This window comes from Akkermansia sp. UBA7090, assembly GCF_002493465.1.
GTDB classification, from domain to species: domain Bacteria; phylum Verrucomicrobiota; class Verrucomicrobiia; order Verrucomicrobiales; family Akkermansiaceae; genus Akkermansia; species Akkermansia muciniphila_A.
The window spans coordinates 1-18191 of sequence record NZ_DKYW01000002.1; the positions used below are offsets into that span (position 1 = coordinate 1).

General features: G+C 57.4%; 15 protein-coding genes. 8 read left to right on the plus strand and 7 right to left on the minus strand.

Annotated elements, in window-relative coordinates; genetic code table 11:
• Positions 1-198: 198 nt before the first annotated feature.
• The 4 genes from B3075_RS00210 to B3075_RS00225 all read left to right on the plus strand — a co-directional run bounded on the left by B3075_RS00210 (position 199) and on the right by B3075_RS00225 (position 4065).
• A complete protein-coding gene (locus B3075_RS00210) occupies positions 199-954 on the plus strand; it encodes a PEP-CTERM sorting domain-containing protein (RefSeq protein ID WP_094136559.1) in 756 nt (251 codons plus the stop codon).
• Between the two features lie 330 nt (positions 955-1284).
• Entirely contained in the window at positions 1285-2778 is a 1494-nt protein-coding gene (locus B3075_RS00215) for a sialate O-acetylesterase (protein WP_290488133.1), read from the plus strand.
• 254 nt (positions 2779-3032) lie between these two features.
• Positions 3033-3524, plus strand: coding sequence for a transcriptional regulator NrdR (nrdR, locus tag B3075_RS00220; protein WP_012419886.1), 492 nt, complete (start codon positions 3033-3035; stop codon positions 3522-3524).
• A gap of 13 nt (positions 3525-3537) precedes the next feature.
• The gene (locus B3075_RS00225) at positions 3538-4065 is read left to right on the plus strand and encodes a hypothetical protein (protein ID WP_094136557.1); all 528 of its coding nucleotides are present in this window, start codon (positions 3538-3540) and stop codon (positions 4063-4065) included.
• Between the two features lie 281 nt (positions 4066-4346).
• On the opposite strand, the gene B3075_RS00230 is transcribed toward B3075_RS00225, so the two are convergent.
• Together B3075_RS00230 and argH are read right to left on the minus strand one after the other, a co-directional pair.
• The gene (locus tag B3075_RS00230) at positions 4347-6026 is read right to left on the minus strand and encodes a SulP family inorganic anion transporter (protein WP_094136556.1); all 1680 of its coding nucleotides are present in this window, start codon (positions 6024-6026) and stop codon (positions 4347-4349) included.
• A 136-nt stretch (positions 6027-6162) separates the two neighbouring features.
• Entirely contained in the window at positions 6163-7530 is a 1368-nt protein-coding gene (gene argH / locus B3075_RS00235; protein ID WP_290488134.1) for an argininosuccinate lyase, read from the minus strand.
• Positions 7531-7720: 190 nt separating this feature from the next.
• Between argH and B3075_RS00240 the strand changes: the two genes are divergently transcribed.
• Complete coding sequence (locus B3075_RS00240; RefSeq protein WP_290488135.1) at positions 7721-8410, plus strand: SWIM zinc finger family protein; 690 nt, start codon at positions 7721-7723, stop codon at positions 8408-8410.
• Here the strand turns inward: B3075_RS00240 and B3075_RS00245 are convergent, their stop codons facing one another.
• The gene (locus tag B3075_RS00245; RefSeq protein ID WP_290488136.1) at positions 8411-9910 is read right to left on the minus strand and encodes a hypothetical protein; all 1500 of its coding nucleotides are present in this window, start codon (positions 9908-9910) and stop codon (positions 8411-8413) included.
• 231 nt (positions 9911-10141) lie between these two features.
• Positions 10142-10975, minus strand: a complete 834-nt coding sequence (locus B3075_RS00250; RefSeq protein ID WP_290488137.1) for a deoxyribonuclease IV — start codon at positions 10973-10975, stop codon at positions 10142-10144.
• Positions 10976-11258: 283 nt separating this feature from the next.
• On the opposite strand from B3075_RS00250, the gene B3075_RS00255 reads away from it, so the two are divergent.
• Positions 11259-12314, plus strand: a complete 1056-nt coding sequence (locus B3075_RS00255) for a 3'-5' exoribonuclease YhaM family protein (protein ID WP_290488138.1) — start codon at positions 11259-11261, stop codon at positions 12312-12314.
• A 114-nt stretch (positions 12315-12428) separates the two neighbouring features.
• On the plus strand, positions 12429-14438 hold the full coding sequence (locus B3075_RS00260) for a ComEC/Rec2 family competence protein (protein ID WP_290488139.1): 2010 nt from the start codon (positions 12429-12431) through the stop codon (positions 14436-14438).
• Here the strand turns inward: B3075_RS00260 and miaB are convergent.
• Genes miaB through B3075_RS00275 form a run of 3 tightly spaced genes read right to left on the minus strand, consistent with a single transcriptional unit; the run spans position 14401 to position 17348 of the window.
• Positions 14401-15777 (minus strand): tRNA (N6-isopentenyl adenosine(37)-C2)-methylthiotransferase MiaB, encoded by a 1377-nt coding sequence (gene miaB / locus B3075_RS00265; protein WP_290488140.1) that lies wholly within the window; start codon positions 15775-15777, stop codon positions 14401-14403. The two genes, B3075_RS00260 and miaB, sit on opposite strands and share 38 nt — an antisense overlap.
• 8 nt (positions 15778-15785) lie before the next feature.
• A complete protein-coding gene (locus B3075_RS00270) occupies positions 15786-17009 on the minus strand; it encodes a class I SAM-dependent RNA methyltransferase (protein ID WP_290488141.1) in 1224 nt (407 codons plus the stop codon).
• A 15-nt stretch (positions 17010-17024) separates the two neighbouring features.
• The gene (locus B3075_RS00275; protein ID WP_290488142.1) at positions 17025-17348 is read right to left on the minus strand and encodes a hypothetical protein; all 324 of its coding nucleotides are present in this window, start codon (positions 17346-17348) and stop codon (positions 17025-17027) included.
• A 144-nt stretch (positions 17349-17492) separates the two neighbouring features.
• On the opposite strand from B3075_RS00275, the gene B3075_RS00280 reads away from it, so the two are divergent.
• Positions 17493-18065, plus strand: coding sequence for a thioredoxin family protein (locus tag B3075_RS00280; RefSeq protein WP_290488143.1), 573 nt, complete (start codon positions 17493-17495; stop codon positions 18063-18065).
• Positions 18066-18191: the final 126 nt, after the last annotated feature.

Here is an 18191-nt window from a genome sequence, read left to right on the forward strand (position 1 = left end):
GACGAATAGCGGTTTTTGAATCCGCTGTCGAGCTAATTTTTTGAAAGAGAGAAATATTAACAGTTTCAGACAGAGAAAATAGGAGTTCTTCTGCGAAGTGAAACGCACTTAAAGAATAATAGAAAACTCTTATACGCTACCTATTGCATCCTGTGGACAGAAACAACCGGATTCAAAAACCGCTATTCGTCATGCGTCATGACTAGAGTGTTTTTTTCTATTCTTGGAACTATAGCTGCTGCCGGAGCTGCGTTAGGCGACACTACCCTTACTTATGATGCATTGTTGCAATCTTCGGATGGATGGGAGTTGTCTGTAGGGAGAAGTGGCCGCAATACGATTCAAATAGCTAATGGAACAGCTTCCTGCCCTTCCTCTAACTGGGGACAGGCCGCTGCCGTCACCACGCTGAGTGAAGGTATCCTGCTGGCAAATGAACAGGATACATTTACATTTTCTTTTGATATTACCACTAATGGAACTACAAATGCTGCCGCCATGGTGTCGTTTGTAGGTTCGGAAACGGCTGTCTGCCTGGGAACGAGCGCCTATAACGGAACAATTGGTTATGGCACGTCAGACAATGTTTCCGCCAGGGCTTACTCTTTCCAAGGCGCATGGGATGCAAACGGCAGTTTTGTATCACCTTCGAGCTCTTTAACCACGATAGGTTCTAATGAAACCGTTACCATTTCCGGAGGCATCTCCTGGAAAGATGGCCAGTTTGTGCTGGATTTGTCAGCAAATGGTGGCACGGGAAGTATAGAGTTGGGTGATAGCGTCTCCATTGATAAAGTGCTTCTCCAATTGGACGGTCCCAACTCTTCTGCCGTGCCTTCTATTTCCAATCTTTCCATGTCTGCGTATCTGGTCCCGGAACCGGCGACGGCTTCCCTGAGCCTGCTGGGCTTGGCGGGACTGGCCATGCGGAGGCGCAGAAGGCAGGAAGCCTGATCCGATAGAGGCGGGAAAGGGGAGCGGGAACGCTACCCATGCGCCTCTGCACCATGATCATTCAGAATATTATTTGACGAACCCCCGGAAGAAAATGATTCTTCCGGGGGTTCTTTTTCTTAATGATTCCTCGGAAACCTTGAATGGGACTTTTAAGATTACTGGTCTTTTCCCTCATCTCTTTATTCATTCTCTTACGGGTGATAGTTGACGGTTGAAAAAGAAAATTCCCGCAGCTATAGTCGCCCTTGGGCAAATGTAACTCAAATGATTCGTTTTCTATCCTTTTTATTCCTTCTGTGCTTTTCTTCTGTATGTTCTGCAAAAGAATTGAAGATTTTTTTGCTGACGGGCCAATCCAATTCCCTGGGAGCGGTGAAGGGCAGTCCTGCCGCTCCGGAGTTGTTAAAAAAGTATGAGCCGAAGGAAACACTGTACTGGCATGAAAATTTTGGGCAAAGGGAAGGCGTGTTTCCCGGCGCTTCCACATCCTGGGAACAGGTAAGGCCTGCTATGCCGCGTTATAACGGCAATTTATGCATGGGGCCGGAATACGGGTTTGCTTTTACTCTGGAGAAGAATGGCTGGTTTAAGGACGCGGACGTTGCGGTCGTAAAAGCTTCCCGGGACGGCGGCGACAATTCCCATTGGCGGAAAAACGGTCAGGCTTACAGAACGCTGGTGCAGGCCGTCAAAAATGCCTGTGCGGGTGTGGACAGGTCCAAGTATTCCAAAGTGGAGTTTGCCGGACTTCTGTATTTGCAGGGGGAAAGCAATGGCGGCGCTTCCGTTCCGGAGAGCGCCTCCCGTTTTCTGGAGCTTCTGGGCAATCTGGCGGCAGATCTGAAACCGTATGGGGATACGTCCGCACTGGCCGCGCAGAAAGCCGTTGTTGGAGAAAATGCCAATTGGGCCGGAAAGAATGAGTCTGATCCGGAAACGGGCAACCTTACCGGAGGCCTGGAAGGGCGCGACACGGAAGTTCAGGGAAAAACAACCCGGCAGGTGATGAAGGATCTGGCAGAATCCCGCCCATCCCTGGGCTATGCTCCTACCCGCGATCTTCCCAAGCTGACCGCGGGGGATCAGATGGGAGTGCATTACAACGGCCAGTCCCAGATTTGCATAGGAGCCCGTTTTGCTTATGAAGCCGCCCGGTTGGCCGGGAAGGATGCCGGCTCCGTACGCAGCGGCCGTTATGATCTTCCTCTGAGTTCTCCGGACGCGTGGATGAACCGGAAAATGCCGGGGAAGAACGTGTGCGTGTGGAACGTGGCTTCTTCCGTAAAACCCAGCCTGGTGTCGGGAGTGGTGAAATTGTTTGGAATTCGTGTGGAAGATCCGGCCGTCAATACCGTTATTATCCGGAGCAAGGGAGGGTCCGGAGACCGTTTGGTAATCGGCCCGGGAGGCATTCGTCTGGCGGAAGGAAAAAATTTGCAGTTGAGGGCAAATGTACAACTAGCGGGCCGGCAGTCCTGGAATATTCCGGGCGGTTCTGCCGTGGAGATTAAGCCCTCGCTGGTTCAGGAAAAAACCATGCCTGTCCGTTTGTCCGGCCAGGCGGAGGTGCATGTGGCCCGCGCGGAAGGCGGCGGAGAAACGGCGGAAGCGGCCCGCGTCGTATTGGAACAGGTGCTGCCCTCTGCCCTGAAATGTTCCTGGACGTTGTCCGGAAAGGTGGAAATGACTCTGAAGGGTATGGAAGGGAAGGCCGTGAATTTGGGCAAAATCCTCGTCAAGCAGGGCGCTGTACTGAATCTGAATGGCTCCAGACCTGTTGCGGGCAGTGTCGTTAATCAGGGCGGCACGGTGAATCCGTAATTGCGTGCCGGACTTTTTCCAGCGGAGGGCGGAGTAAAAAATGCGTTTTTTCTCCGGAGGGTTTGTGTGGGCTTTTTGCTTATTCACAGGGGAGATCCGGCCGGAAATCCGAGCAGAGGCGTAAACGGCGGCATTTTTGCCCCGGTTTATTCACAAGCAATTCTGGTTGGGGAATATTGATCATTAAGTCTACTGTACTATATTTGGCGTACTTTTTCCTTTATGGATGCGTTATGTGGTAGTATGGTCGCGCCATGAGATGCGTTCAGTGCGGTCATTTGGAAGATAAAGTCATTGATTCCCGTATGTCTAAAGACGGGACGACCATCCGCCGCCGCCGCGTCTGCCTGAGGTGCGATTACCGTTATACGACCTATGAGCAGATTGAACGCACGGAGTTGCGCGTAGTCAAAAGGGATAATCTGAGAGAAGCCCTGAATCGTGAAAAGATTTTACGCGGCCTGGTAAAAGCGTGTGAAAAAAGGCCCGTCAGCATGGACCGCCTGGACCGCGCCGTGGAAGAGATCATTTCCGAATTGCACCGTGACCATTTACGCGAAGTTCCTTCCAGCGAAATAGGCAAGAAGGTGATTGAAAAATTGTACGCCATTGATCCCGTGGCGTACATCCGCTATGTGTCCGTGTACCGCCAGTTTTCCAATGTGGAGGAATTTATTCAGGAGATCACGCAGATGCGCCACCAGACGCTCATAGATCCCCTGCAGCGCAAGCTTCCCATTCTTTGAAGTTCCCTGTTCCATGATTGGCTTCCGAAACAACAGACCGCTGCTCAAGCTTGGTGATTGCCTGATTACCGAGTACGGGGAGCAATGGCTGGCGGATGCCCTGGAGCATGCCGCCCGGCGCGCCGGGACAACCCTGCCGTTCAAGGAAGATCTGCTGGCCTCCGTGCGTTATTATCTGGAGCATGAGTGCGATTTGTCCGTCATGAAGGTGTCTGAGCTGTATGCGCGCCTGCGCCGCATGCTCACGGAAGTGGGCCTGGAGCACCTTGCAAGGGAGCTTAGGGAGGAGACGCCGCCCATGACGGTCTGCGTCGCGGAGATTGCCCGCAGCGTGCCGTTCTGGCTGTTTTTCGCCTGCGAGCTGAAAAAGCAGGTGGAGGAATTGCGGGGGCACGGCATTACCAGGTATTGCTTCACAGGCAGGAAGGAATGCGTGATGGCTCTCCGGGGCAGGAAGCGCTGGGACCGTTCCTGCCAGTCTCTGCTGGAAGACCTGGACTTTCTTCTTTCCCGCTATGAGGAGCAGGCGGCAGATTGTTAACGGGACTTATCCGGGCCGTATTGGAGTATTCAGCCGCGCAGCTCAGCAGGTTCCTCTTTCCCGGCTGACGGAGCCGGTTCGGAGCGCTGCGCGTTTCCGCTTTTCATGAGCATGTGGGGACATTCCACTTTGCCGGAATGACCCCAATAAGAGTTAACAGGCCGTATTGCGCCGCCGCCTGATCCCGGAGATGAACCGGATGAGGGAATGCAGGAGGCTTTCCCCCATTTTTCCCCAAGATTGTTATTTCTGGCGGTTTGCAACAGGGGCAACCTCACCCGTTACAGGTGTTTGGGCGCGGGGCCGTCAATGATTTTGCGGGCCCGGTTCAGGGCGGCGTCAATATTCTCGCAGATATTGTAGCGTTTCAGCTCCCGGTAAAAGGGCGCGTGGCGGATGACGTCCAGAGGCTGGGGCTGCACGCCGCAGACCAGCAGGGTGGAGCCGTGCTCCCGGCACTGGTGGCAAAAGTCGGAAAGGACGTTCAGGCCGGTGGCGTCCAGCGCGGGAACCAGGCGCATGCGCAGGATAACCACCTTGGTATCGTGCTCCAGCGTTTCCAGTACCTGGTCTTTGAATTGCTCTACGGCGCCAAAGAAGAAGGGGCCTTTCACGTCGAAAACTTCCACGCCTTCCGGGATGTCCAGCTTGGAAGCGGAACGGCCTTCATCATCTTCCTCATCATTTTCCAGCAATTCGTTTTTGATAGCGGAAACATCGCTGATTTGGGCCATGCGGCCCATGAAGAGCAGGGCGGCCAGCACCACGCCCACTTCCACGGCTACGACGAGGTCCACAAAGACGGTCAGCAGGAAGGTGATCACCAGCACCGCCGCATCCTGCCTGGGCCCTTTCAGCAGACGGCTGAACGTGTGTATTTCACTCATGTTGTAGCACACTACCGTCAGGATGCCCGCCAGGACAGCCAGGGGAATCTGCTGGGCATAGTGGGCGAAGGCCATCAGAATGGCCAGCAGGGTCAGCGCGTGAATCATGCCGGAAACCGGGCTTTTAGCCCCGGCTTTGATGTTGGTGGCGGTGCGGGCAATCGCCCCGGTGGCCGGAATGCCGCCGAACAGGGCGGAGCCGATGTTGCCGATGCCTTGTGCGATCAGCTCCATGTTGGGCTTGTGGCGTCCTCCGGTCATGCCGTCCGCCACGGAGGCGCTTAACAGGGATTCGATGGCCGCCAGCAGCGCGATGGTGAAAGCAGGGGCCGTCAGCGCCCCCAGAGTGCTCCAGTCAATGCTGGGCAGGGAGGGCAGGGGAAGCGTGTTCGGGAGGCTGCCGAAGGCTTGCCCGATGGTTGTCACGGGCAACGAAAACGCCACGGAAACGGCCGTCATGCCCAGCATGCCCACCAGCATGGCCGGTATTCTGGGCCAGAAACGGCGGCTCAGCATGGTAATGATTACGGTGCCGGCGGCCAGCCCCAGCGCGGCCCAGTTGATGGTGTGGAAATAATGGAAGTAACACGCCCATTTTTCAATGAACTCTCCGGGAATTTTTTCTGTGATGGTGAGACCGAAGATGTCTTTAATTTGCGTAGAAAAGATTACCACGGCGATGCCGGAGGTGAACCCTGTGGTGACAGGGAAGGGAATAAAGCGGATGAGCGCCCCCATGCGGCAGAACCCAAAGATGATGAGGAAGAGGCCCGCCATCAATGTGCAGACCAGCAGGCCGGATGCGTGGTATTGCTCCAGGACGCCCATGATGATGATCACAAAGGCGCCGGTGGGGCCGCCTATTTGATATTTGCTTCCGCTGAACAGGGAAATGAGGAACCCGGCTACAATGGCGGTGATGAGGCCCTGGGTTGGGGAAAGCCCGCATGCGATGGCAAAGGCCATGGCCAGCGGGATGGCTACTACACCGACGGTCAGCCCCGCAAAAAGGTCCGCCAGAAAGGTTTGTTTGGTATAAGTTTTGAGAGAGGAAAGAAGAGCAGGTTTGAACATGGCTGCCGGGATGGTTGGCCGGCTGCGGTGGATGCCGCCGCCAGCGGGGTTGAAGCGTCCCCTTCCTGCACCCGGAAGCGCGCCGCGGAGACGGACGGCAGGCTCTCTTTGTTCCCGTCCGCCTCCGCAGGCGGCGTTACTTGGAAAGGATGCCTTCCCAGTAGGCGATGCGGCGGCGGGTGCTGTCGGAATTGGGAGCCCCTGGGTTGGTACGCTGGGCGAAGGCTTTTGTCAATTCAAATACGTCGCGCGCGTCTGTTCCGTATGCATCTGAAATGGAAGCGAACTGTTCATCGCTCAGCTTGTTGAGCGGCGTGCCCGTGGAGATGCTCATGGCGACTGCCTTCCCGACCAGCTCATGGGCCTTCCGGAAGGGGACGCCGCGGCGTACCAGATAATCCGCCAGGTCTGTGGCCAGCAGCATGGGATCGGACGCCGCTTCCCGGGCCCGGGCCGTGTTCACCGTCATGGCGGCTATCATTTCCGCATTGACGTCCAGGGCCAGCTTGACCGTGTCAATGGAATCGAACAGGGGTTCCTTGTCTTCCTGAAGGTCGCGGTTGTAAGTCAGGGGAAGCCCTTTGACGGCCACCATGACGGCGGTGAGGTTGCCGTACAGCCGCCCCGTCTTTCCGCGGGTGAGTTCCGCGACGTCCGGATTTTTCTTCTGGGGCATCAGGGAAGAACCCGTCGTATGGGCGTCGGACAAGGATGCGAAGCCGAATTCCGCCGTGCACCACAGGATGACGTCCTCGCTCATGCGGGAGAGATGGGCTCCGACTACGGCCAGGTCAAAAAGGATTTCCATGATGTAATCCCGGTCGGCAATCGCATCCATGGAATTTTCTGTAACTGCGTCGAAACCCAGTTCCACGGCAATTCCGTGGCGGTCCAGGCAGATGGTGGAGCCTGCGATGGCTCCGGAACCGAGCGGGGAGATGTTCAGGCGCCTGCGGCAGTCCTTGAGGCGGTCCGCATCCCGGTCCAGCATTTCCACGTAAGCCAGCAGGTGATGGCCCATGGTGACGGGCTGGGCGCGTTGCAGGTGAGTATAGCCCGGCATCATGGCATCCGCGTATTCCTTCGCCTTCATGACCAGGGCCCGCTGCAGATGGCGCACTTTTCCAAGGATTTCATCAATTTCCGCCCGGCAGTAAAGCCGAGTGTCCGTAGCCACCTGGTCATTGCGGGAGCGTGCGGTATGCAGCTTGGCGCCCGGAGCGCCGATGCGCCGGGTGAGTTCGCTTTCAATGTTCATGTGCACGTCCTCCAGTTCCCGGCTCCACGAGAAATTGCCTGCTTCAATGTCTTTCAGGATGTCTTTCAGGCCGGATTCAATGGCGTTGAATTCTTCCTGCGAAAGCAGGCCTGCCTTGAGCTGGGCCCGCGCATGGGCGATGGATCCGGCAATGTCCTGGCGGAACAGTCTCCAGTCGTAGGAGACGGATTCGCCGTAGCGTTGAACCAGATCAGCGGTTGGTTTAGAAAATCTGCCTTTCCACATGACCCCCATGTTGTGCCCCAGGAGCTTCCGTTTTGAAAGCCTGAAATGGGTAATAGAAGCAGATTCCGTAGAGCTGGGAAAGATCCGCATGCCTGAAAAACTGGAGTGGAGCCGGGAAAAGAGAAACGGCGTATGGCTGTTTTTTCCCTGTGGTGGACGGGAGTGAATATGTTATTATAGTGCCGTGTGCATGGATGACGAAATGCCTCTGAAACGGGCGGATTTGCGGAAACGCGCGGAGAAAAAAGCCGCGGAGCTGGCCGCGAAAGGGGTGGAATTGCATCCCGTGACGGCTTCCGGGCGCACTCTGGCGAAAAGTTTCTGGGGGAAAGAATGGATGAAGAGCCTGTCCGCGTGCGAGGTGTACGGGATGCGGCTGGCCCCCGGCAGAACCTACCTGCGCTATGGCTGTGTTCTGGATCTTAAAACGCTTCCCGGCCGCATTGACGCGCTGGTGATGGGTGAACATTTGTATGAGGTCCGCATCCAGGCCTGCCCCCCGGATGAAGAGGCGCTTACCCGGCTGCGCGCACGGTGCGCCGGACAGATCGGTTCCTGGATTGATCTGTTGAAAGGGAATTTGTCTTCCGAGCTGCTGGAAATCCTGTGTGCGCCGGAAGGCGGCCTGTTCCCCGCGCCGGAAGAGTGGCGTTTTTCCTGTTCCTGCCCGGATTGGGCGGATTTGTGCAAGCATGCGGCCGCAGCCCTGTACGCTTTTGGCGTGATGCTGGATAAGCAGCCGGAATTGCTGTTTACCCTGCGCGGAATGGACGCCTCCGTTTTGATTCCGAAGGCTCCGGAACCCGTTCCCGGAGGAGAGGACGCACTGGATATGGATGCCGGTTCCCTTTCGGATATATTCGGCATCAGCCTGGACTGATTATTGCCGCCGTGATTGCGGCGTTATTCCGGTTTTGAATAGCCAGGAGGGAAGGGGGTGGCCGTCCTTTTTCATGAACTGGCGGCGGATGGGAGTGTCCGGGCTGCCAAGAATGCCGTCGGACGTCTGCCAATGTTTCTGCATGAGGTCGGGCCGGGTGGAGAATGTTCCCGCTTTTTCCATGGCACATTGCAGGTTCGGGAGGGCGGAAAAGCCCAGATAGAGAATCAGGAGGGTCCGGTATTCCACGCTTCCCCGGCGGAGGGCCCGGAGAAAGAGCAGGGAAAGGAAGGGATAGAGGACGGCCGGAGCTTTAAAGAGAAGTTCATTGTTCATGATGCCCGTGCGGAAAAAGAGGCTGCCTGCCATCATGCCCAGCGTGATGTAGTACAACGGGTTTTTCCGGCATTTGGGGTAGAGGAGCGCCCCTGGCAGCAGAATTCCCAGGGCCAGGGCCAGCAGGAAGCTGGCGTATTTGACGGAACCGGGATGGAGCAGAAGCCGTTGCTGCCCGTAGTGGTAAATTTCCGCATAGTTTGCGTCAAACAGGCAGGAGAACTGTCCTCCCCCGTCCAAATGGGAGTAAAAGACGGCCATGACGGCCGTGCACAGGGCGGCGAGCCAGAAAACCGGCTGGCTCAGAAGGGAACGGAGACGGGAAAGCGGTTGCCGTGCCGGCGGGCAGCGGAACAGGGTTTTATACGCCATATACGGAAGGAGCAGAAGAGCGCCCAGCGGGGAGGACGACAGCAGAAACGCCCCTGCGAGATAGTATCCGGAGGGAGACAGGGAGCGCGTCAGGACGAATACGGCGCACAATAGCGCCGGAACAGCATGGTTGAATGTGTTGAAGAGCTGGACGGGCATGCCGATCAACAGGACCATCTGGGCATTGTATTCCGTAAACAGGGAGGAGAGGGGAATTCCCAAGCAGTCCGGCGCCGCTGCCGGAGAGCCGAGGCAGAGGAGGATCAGCGCCCAGCGGGCCGTCTTCCGTATTCCCCAGCGGACGGCTGCCGCCAGCAGCGCCAGTTCCAGTCCAAGGAAGGTCCACAGGGCCAGCAGCCAGGGAGCCCATGAGGCCGGGCAGAAAGAAGCCGCCAGCGCCGGAGGCAGCCAATGGCCCAGGTAGTAGATGAAATGATGTCCGTCCTCCGTGACGAGGGGCCAGGAATTTGCTGCAAGGCGTTCATAAACGGCATTGCGGATGATAAAATCCGCGTGTTGCTGGCAGTGGCCCGTGAATCCGCACAACAGCACCAGCATCAGGCAGAAGAAGGAGAGGAGACCCAGCACGGCCAATCCGCGCCCGCTTAACGGAAGCCTTTGCGCCGGAAGATGCCGGGCGCAGGCGTACAGCCCGTATGCCAGTGCGGCGCAAAGCGGAGCGGAAAAGACCGGATATACCCATCCCTGCAGAAAAAGGAGTAGGGGCAGCGCCAGGTACAACAGTCCCGCGCATAGCGGAAGGCGTGCGGGCAGGAAGAAGCGGGCAGACATGGCGCGGAACGGGAAACTGGTCGGCAGGGAGGAATCCAAAAGGCCAGCATGGCATATTTTGTTCCAAAGAAAAGGATGCAGTTACCTCCGGAGAATGAAAAAGCCCCGCGCCGCCTCGCGGCGGCCGGGGGGGACGTTGCTTGATACCGGTTCCGGCAAAAGGGCCGGAACAGGCCGAATCCGTTGTCGTAGAATGGAGTTCAATCAGTACGGGAACACCTTGGCGGAGGGTCAGTTGAGGTAATGTTCCTTCAGCCACGTTATTTCTTCGCCGTGCCCGGCGTCGTCCCTGGGCGTTTCCAGGAAAAAGGGCAATTCCCGCAGAACGGGATGGTTGATGATGTTGATGAAGGCCTGTTCTCCCAGGGAACCCTTGCCGATGGTTTCATGGCGGTCCTTGAAGGAGGAGAAGGGCGTCATGCTGTCGTTCAGGTGGATGGCGCGCAGGCGTTCCAGGCCCAGCACGGCGTCGAAGTGTTCCAGTACGGAATCCAGTCTGTTGACGATATCATATCCGGCGGAATAAACATGGCAGGTATCCAGGCATACGCCCAGCTTGTCCTTCAGGTCTACCCGCTCCATAATGGCGGCCAGTTCTTCAAAGGTCCGGCCGACTTCGCTTCCCTTGCCGGACATGGTTTCCAGCAGAACAATGGTCGTTTGTTCCGGAGAAAGCACGCCGTTTAATTGGTCCGCCACCAGTTCAATGCCTTTTTCCGCTCCCTGACCTACATGGCAGCCGGGATGGAAGTTATAAAGATTTCCCGGCAGATGTTCCATGAGTTCCAGATCCTCTTTCAGCACTTGGGCCGCAAAACGGGCGACTCCGGAGTCTGCGGAACAGGGGTTCAGCGTGTAGGGGGCGTGTGCCAGCAGCGTTCCGAATCCGTTGTTCCGAGCTAATTCCAGAAAACGGGCAATATCTTGTTCGTCAATAGCTTTGGCTTTGCTCCCCCGCGGATTGCGGGTGAAGAACTGAAAAGTATTGGCGCCGATGGAGAGGGCAACCCGGCCCATGGCTTCATAACCTTTTGCGGAGGAGAGGTGGCATCCGATGTATGGCATGGCGGTAGGTTCGGAATGGAAAGGAAGTTTAGCAATGCCGCGGAGAGGAAGAGAGACTAAAAGGTCTGCATGACTTGATGGGAAAGAATAAGATCGGCAGGAACGTACGGGGAGTTAAAACGATAGTGATTATGGATCATGGATGTAACCCGGTTGACTACGGCAGCCATGTTGCCGTTGCCGAGCTGGACGTATTGGGAAAATAAGCGGTTTCCTTTTTTTATTACCGTAGTCCTCCCGCGTTTTCTTGACGGATGGAGGGAAGAGGGGCAAGATGGCACGCATGGAACAAGTCAGCCTCATGGAGTTGGGCAAGCTGGCCGCGGAAGGCCAGGTTGAAGCGGAAGTTTTTGCCCAGATCGCCCAGTGCGCGCAGAAGATGACCAAGAGCAACAAGCCATATCTGGATGTGTCTTTTGCCGATGCGGAAGGGACCATGGGATTGAAGGTGTGGGAGGATAAACCCTGGTTCCGGACGCTTGCTTCGCTGCCCCTCCGCAGTTTCGTGAGCCTGCGCGGCCAATGGGCCAAGGGAGGGTTCGGCATGGAGGTTTCCGACCTGGACGTGCGGTTGCTGGACGAACAGGAAAAGGAAAGCTTTCTGGCCGGTTCCGGAACCTTGAAGAAAAAGCAGGAGGCTGATCTGAAGGAAATCTGCATGTTCATCAAGGGCATGAATGATCCGCGCATACGCGCCCTGTGCATTGAATTCATTGAGCAGTTCGGGGAACGCCTCCAGCGCGCCGCCGCCGCCCGCACCTACCATCACGCCCGCCGCGGCGGACTGGTGGAACACGTGGCGGGGATGATGCGCACGGCTTCTGCCGTCTGTCAGGCGAATCCGGGGCTGAACCGTGACCTTCTGCTGGCCGGGTGCCTGTTCCACGACTGCGGGAAGTTGTGGGAAAACTGCTACCCGAAGGAGGATTTTACGATGCCTTACTCGGAGGCCGGGGAACTGCTGGGCCATATTCCGCTGGGCATTGAACTGGTCAACAATTTGTGGAAGCGCATCATGTCCATTCCGGAGGCGGATTCCTGGAAGACGCTGGACCCTCCTTCCCCGGACGTGCGCATGCACCTGCTGCACCTGATTGCTTCCCATCACGGGGAACTTGCCTTCGGCTCCCCCGTGTTCCCCAAAACGCCGGAGGCGGTGGCCCTGCATTACATCGACAATCTGGACGCCAAGCTGGAAATGTTCCGCGGGGCTTATGAGACGAGCGAGGCCCTGGCTCCCAGAGTGCTCCAGCGCAAGGCCCCCCTGCCTGCCAACGTTGTTCTCCCGCTGCCTTCCGTTCTCCCTCTGGAGCCGGATGGCGAAGACGCTCTGCCGTAAGGTTCCCCCTGCATGGAAGAGGTTCGGCGTGTTCTTCGTCCGCGGCCGGAGCGGATGACGGCATCTGCTCCCTTGCTGATTCCGGCTTTATCCCTGCTGTGCGCTTGCGCGGCCATGGATGTTTCCCTTTGGTTCTGGCTTCCATGTTTCTGTCTGGCGGCGCTGCCGTGTTTTTTACACGCGCCCTCCATGGGGTTGCTTGCCGCTGCCCTGGCGATGTGGGCCGCCATTTATCTTTTCGCGTATGAACGGGAATACGCAGGCGTTCCCGTGGAAGCGGGGAGAGCCATGGTGATGGAAGGCTCCGTTGAGGCTGTTTCCGGAAAATCCGTATTGTTTCGTCCGGATGGTTCCCGGTGGCTGTACGCGGTTTCCTCCCGTGACGGGGCCTGCCCTCTGGAGGCAGGGGAACATTACCGGATTAAAGGAGAGGCGTATCCGCTTCAGGCGCCGTGCGGTCCCGGCATCTTTGACCGGGAGCGGTGGGGTTACCTGCACGGCATCATCGCCGGAATCCGGCTGGATGAATACTGCCGGAACGGCCCCGGAGACTGGCGCAGCCGTTTCCGGGCTTTTTCCCTGCGGCTCCGGGAAAGGGCCGCCTCCCTGCTCAGGGAAGGCGCGCCTCCGGATGATGAGGCCCGGCAGGTGATGGTTTCCGCCGTGCTTGGGGACAAGACGGACGCGAGGCCGGAAACGATGGCGAAGTTTCTGGAAAGCGGCTGCATGCATGTATTCGCCGTCAGCGGCATGCATGTGGGCGTGGCCGCCATGCTGGTTCTGGGTACGCTGAAGCTTCTGCATGTGCGTCCCCGTGCGGCCCGGCTGGCCTGCATCCTGTTGCTGGCGGCGTATGTGTTCGTGACCGGGATGTCCGCTTCCGCCCTGCGGGCGTTCATCATGGCGTCAGTCTGGCTTCTGGCGTTCGTGCTGCGCAGAAAGGGGCATCCGGCCAATATTCTGGCGCTCGCTTTCATCCTCCTCTGCTTGATGAACCCGCTCCAGGTTTTCCAGCCGGGGTTCCAGCTTTCTTTCTGCGTTTTTGCCGTCATTGTCTGCCTGGCGGGATGGCTCAGCCGGGAAAAGCCCCTGTGGTCGCCGGACCCGTTCATTCCTCCCCGGATTTACCATGCGCGGGAAAGATTCCTGGCGCGGCTGGAAAAAGCATGCCGCGGCGCGTTGATTGTCTCCGTGGGGGCGTGGCTGGCTTCCATTCCCCTGACGGCATGGCACTTCGGGACCTGGAACCTGTATGCTCCCTTGACTAATTTGTGCCTGAGCGTGCTTGTCTTTCCCCTGATGGGCGTTTCCCTGTCCGGGCTGATGTTCGCGTGGTGCCCGTGGATGCTGCATGTTTGCAATACGGCCGCTTCCTGGTTGGCGTCCGCCATGCTGGCCGTAGCCGGGGAAGTGGCTTCCCTGCCGTACAGTTATCTTTCTTCCGCACCGCCTTCCGGGGAAAATGAAGCTGTGATCGTTCCCTTGCAGAAGGACGCCTGGTCCGCAGTCATTTCCAATCCCGCATTGGTTGTGGGAAGCGGGACGGAAGATGCGGTGCGGTACACCCTCCTTCCCGTGCTGAAGGCGCGCAGTATCCGGCCCTGCGGCATGCTGTGCTGCGGAAACGGCAAGGCGGAACGGGCCGGAGAGAAAGAACTGGAGAAGGAATATCCCGGAATCCGGAACTGGGGCGCGGAGTTCGGGGAATGTACCGTCCGGCAATGGAGGTTACGGCCGGGCAATGAACTTGTGCTGGAAGATTTTCCTGTACCGTTGCGCACGGGAATCCGTCAGGACCGGAGCCGGGTGTTGTCATGGAAATGCCGCGGGCGGCGGTTCCTGATGATAGGGAATGCCGGGTTTTCCTCCCTGGCGCGCGCGGAGGAAACACCGCGGGCGGATGTATTGCTCATCGGGCATCATCCGCGCGACCCGGTGGACAGCGCTGCGTGGATCAGGGCCACAGGTGCCCGCGCGGTCATTTTCGCGACGGAGCATGAATGCCCCGTTCCGGAGGGAACAGCCGTGTACCGTCTCCGGGAAACCGGAACCCTCTATCTGCGGATGGAGGAAAAGGACGTGCGAATCATCCCCTGGAGGGGCATGGAACGCCGTACAGGGTGAATCCCGTGCTTTCCTCAATGCGGATGGGAAGGAGTTCTCCCGCCAGGTCAGGGGCGGCATCCACCATGACGGGCTTGTTCTGGGAGGTCCGGCCGGAGAGGCGCGCCGCATTCGTTTTGGACGGCCCTTCCAGAAGAACTTCCTGCACGGTGCCTACCAGATCCCGGTTTTTCCGGATGGCTATTTCATTGACTACGGCCAGAAGGTCCTGGTTGCGCGCTTCCTTCACTTCCTCCGGAATCTGATTCTCCATAACGGCGGCGGGCGTGCCGCGGCGCGGGGAATAGCGGAAAATGAACGCGTTGTCAAACTGGACCTGTTCCACGGCCTGCCTGGTCAGCAGGTAATCCTCCTCCGTTTCTCCCGGGAAGCCCACGATGATATCCGTGGTGATGGACAAATCCGGGCGTGCCTGTTTCATCCGGGAGCAAAGGTCCAGATAGGTTTCATTCCTGTACGGCCTGCGCATCATTTTCAGAATGCGGTCGCTGCCGCTCTGCATCGGGAAATGAATATGGCTGCACAACTTGGGAAGATAGGTGAACGCCTGCACCAGATCCTGGCGGAAACCGATGGGATGCGGGGAGACGAAGCGGATGCGCCGGATGCCTTCCACTTCATGCACGGCTTCCAGCAGCTGGACGAAGCCGCCCTTGCCGTCTGCCGTTTCCATCTGCCTGCCGTACCGGTTGACGATCTGGCCCAGCAGCGTGACTTCCTTCACGCCGGCGTCCGCCAGCATCTTTACTTCATCCACCACGTCCCGGATGGGGCGGCTGCGTTCTGCGCCGCGGGTGTAGGGGACGATGCAGTAGGCGCACTTCATTTCGCACCCCTGCATGATGGAGACATACGCCGTGGAGCGCGCGCCGGGATTCAGGTGGTCCCGGATGCAGTTCTGGGAGTCCGCCTCTTCCGCCACATCGCACACATGCGTGCCGGAAAAGGCGGTTTGCAACTCATCCATGCGGCGTTCCTGGCGCGCGCGCAGAATGCCGTCCACATGTTCAAACACGCGGTGGTATTTCTGGGTGCCGACCACGAGATCCAGCCGCGGCAGTTCCTTGAACAGTTCCTCTTTTTTACTTTGGGCCATGCAGCCCATCATGCCGTACACTACATGCGGACGGTGCCGTTGCTGCTTGGCCAGAAGCCCCATTTTCCCAAGCGCCTTTTGTTCCGCCTGCTCCCGGATGGAACAGGAATTGAACAGGATGACGTCCGCCTCATCCTCGCGGTCCGTCATGGTGTAGCCCTTCTGCACGAACATGCGGGCCACCTGCTCGGAGTCCCGTTCGTTCATCTGGCAGCCGTAAGTTTTGATGTAAAGCTTGGGCATGGAAAAAATCAGGTATTTTTTTTCAGGGTGACCACGCATTCCAGATGCTTGGTCTGGGGGAACAGGTCAAAGGGCTGGACGGCGGTGACGGCGTACCCGGCTTTGTCGAATTCCGCCAGGTCCCGTATCTGGGTGGCTGGGTTGCAGGAAACGTAAACGACCTTTCCGGGGCCGAAGGCGAACAACTGGGTCAGGAATTCCATGCTGCACCCTTTCCGGGGCGGGTCGATCACCACAGCGGTTTTTTCCGCGGGGAAATCCACCCGGGCAAAAATGGCCCCGGCGTCCGCCGCCAGGAATTCCGCGTGTTCAATTCCGTTGCTGCGCGCGTTGCTGCGCGCCCAGTCCGCAGAAGTCTCACTGACTTCCACGCCCAGCACTTTTTTAAATTTCTTCGCCAGGCTCAGGGCGAACAGGCCGGAACCGCAGTAAGCGTCCACCAGGAATTCCTCCCCGTCCATACTCGCCTGTTGAGCCACGTAATCCGTAAAAAGCGGAAGAATGAAAGGATTATTCTGAAAAAAGTCTCCCGCCAGAAAATGAAACTCCAAATTGCCCACCCGTTCGCACGCCACAGCGTTGTTATTGGTGATGACGGTTCCTTCCGAGGCCCGGAGCAGGATGGTGGCTCCCCGCTTGAACCGGGCCGCGGCCTGGTAAACGCTTTTGCGTGCCAGGGGCAGAGCTTCATTGATGCACTCCATGGCAATCGGGCATTGCGGCACGTCCACCACATCCCTTCTGGAGCCTGCTTTCAGAAAACCGATGGCCGGCTTGCCTCCTTCCTTCGGCTTGTCAAAGTGGGGCGTAATCTTGGAGCGGTAATAGTATTGGCGGGGAGAGGCTATGGCCGGATTGACGGGCAGTTCCAGCCCTGCCTTCAAGCGGAGCAGATCCGCTACCTGCCGGGTTTTCCAGAGAAGCTGGCGGTCATAGGAAAGATGCTGGTACTGGCATCCACCGCAGGTGCCGAACAGGCGGCATTCCGGTTCCACGCGGTCCGGGCTGGGGTTAATTATTTCCACCAGATCGGCGGAGGAATAGTTTTTGTCATTACGCCAGACGCGGGCTTTGACACGGTCTCCCGGCAGGGCGAAGGGGACGAAAACCACCCATCCGTCCACGCGGCCGATACCGTCTCCCGCATTGGAAAGGGTGTCAATATCCAGTTCAAGTTCCTGATGGTAGGAAAAAGGTTTGGGGTGGAAGCCTTTGGGAAGGGTCGCAGTCATGGTGGTGGGAAAAGATTATGGGGCGGAAGGGGTAATCAGCTTGCCGTCCAGATCGTACAACAGGGTTTCCGGCAGCCGGGGGGTGCGCAGTCCGGGGCGGAAATCGCCCGGCAAGACAGACGGCCCCGGAGCGGACTCTTCATTCTCATCCTCTGGAAGAATGTCCTGTTGCGCCGGAGCGGGCGCCCAGGGAGCGGGATGGTCCGCCGGGGCGGTTTGTTCCGGCTGAACGGCTGGAACCGGGGCGGGGTCCTGAGGTGCCGTTTCCTTGTTGGAGGTGCAGGAAGAGGTCCAGGCCAGCCCGGCAATCAGACAGGAGCGGATCAGGAGCTTTCTCATGGCGCGGATTCTTACAGCTTCATTCGGACTTGGCAAGTGAATAGCCCTGCTATGGTTCATGTAAAGGGCATTTCTTTTTTCCTGGAACCCGGAGAACGCTTGCTGTTTGACTATCCCCGGATAGTATTTATAGTAGAAACACGTATGAGGTCTTTCCTTTTTTTATGTTGTTCCGCAGCGGTGTTAGGACTGTTCGCCCCCCAGGCCGGCGTAGCTCAACAGCGTCCTCCCATCTTCGGTTTTGCCAATAAAAACAGGATACCTGAAGTCAATAAATCGGGCAGCCCCATTTTTGATAAACTCCGCAATGGAGCTATTAAGAAAAAGCTGCCGCTGGTGATTTACCTGACCGGTTCTTCATGGTGCTCTCATTGCAATATTTTTACTCGGGAATACATCAAAACAGCGAATTTCAAAAATGCCGCCGGGAAGAAATTTATATTTTGGCTGGTGGACACCAAACAGGTGCCGGGAAATTCCCCGGGGACATTTAATTTCAAAATGGTTCCGGAAGAAGCCGCAAAAATCGTGGGATGTGCGGATTCCCCCCGTGCGCCGTATGTGGTTCTTGGCCCTCCCGCCGTGTTTATCATTGACCCTGTTTCCGGAGAATTGATCAAGAGCCTGTTTACCAAAAGTGAAGTGGACAAGTATGGGAAACCTCTTGCCGGAATTATTGAAGAAGCCTGGAAGGAGTTTTCCCGCAAGGCCAAATAGGAAACGGAATATATGGAGGGATTTCCGGTTGTCCATGACCCAGCCGGTATAAAGAAGAACGGCTTTAAAAGTTCTTTTGTTTTATAGGAGGCGAAAAAATCCGTCCGGCTTTTCTCCAGCTTTTTT

What these genes read in the sequence shown, in the direction of transcription:
- B3075_RS00275 (WP_290488142.1), bottom strand. Translation starts at nt 17,348, where the DNA reads ATGAGAAAGCTCCTGATCCGCTCCTGTCTGATTGCCGGGCTGGCCTGG.
- B3075_RS00250 (WP_290488137.1), bottom strand. Translation starts at nt 10,975, where the DNA reads ATGCCATACATCGGATGCCACCTCTCCTCCGCAAAAGGTTATGAAGCC.
- B3075_RS00210 (WP_094136559.1), top strand. Translation starts at nt 199, where the DNA reads ATGACTAGAGTGTTTTTTTCTATTCTTGGAACTATAGCTGCTGCCGGA.
- B3075_RS00280 (WP_290488143.1), top strand. Translation starts at nt 17,493, where the DNA reads ATGAGGTCTTTCCTTTTTTTATGTTGTTCCGCAGCGGTGTTAGGACTG.
- B3075_RS00260 (WP_290488139.1), top strand. Translation starts at nt 12,429, where the DNA reads ATGGATGTTTCCCTTTGGTTCTGGCTTCCATGTTTCTGTCTGGCGGCG.
- B3075_RS00225 (WP_094136557.1), top strand. Translation starts at nt 3,538, where the DNA reads ATGATTGGCTTCCGAAACAACAGACCGCTGCTCAAGCTTGGTGATTGC.
- miaB (WP_290488140.1), bottom strand. Translation starts at nt 15,777, where the DNA reads ATGCCCAAGCTTTACATCAAAACTTACGGCTGCCAGATGAACGAACGG.
- B3075_RS00270 (WP_290488141.1), bottom strand. Translation starts at nt 17,009, where the DNA reads ATGACTGCGACCCTTCCCAAAGGCTTCCACCCCAAACCTTTTTCCTAC.
- B3075_RS00245 (WP_290488136.1), bottom strand. Translation starts at nt 9,910, where the DNA reads ATGTCTGCCCGCTTCTTCCTGCCCGCACGCCTTCCGCTATGCGCGGGA.
- B3075_RS00255 (WP_290488138.1), top strand. Translation starts at nt 11,259, where the DNA reads ATGGAACAAGTCAGCCTCATGGAGTTGGGCAAGCTGGCCGCGGAAGGC.
- B3075_RS00240 (WP_290488135.1), top strand. Translation starts at nt 7,721, where the DNA reads ATGGATGACGAAATGCCTCTGAAACGGGCGGATTTGCGGAAACGCGCG.
- nrdR (WP_012419886.1), top strand. Translation starts at nt 3,033, where the DNA reads ATGAGATGCGTTCAGTGCGGTCATTTGGAAGATAAAGTCATTGATTCC.
- argH (WP_290488134.1), bottom strand. Translation starts at nt 7,530, where the DNA reads ATGTGGAAAGGCAGATTTTCTAAACCAACCGCTGATCTGGTTCAACGC.
- B3075_RS00230 (WP_094136556.1), bottom strand. Translation starts at nt 6,026, where the DNA reads ATGTTCAAACCTGCTCTTCTTTCCTCTCTCAAAACTTATACCAAACAA.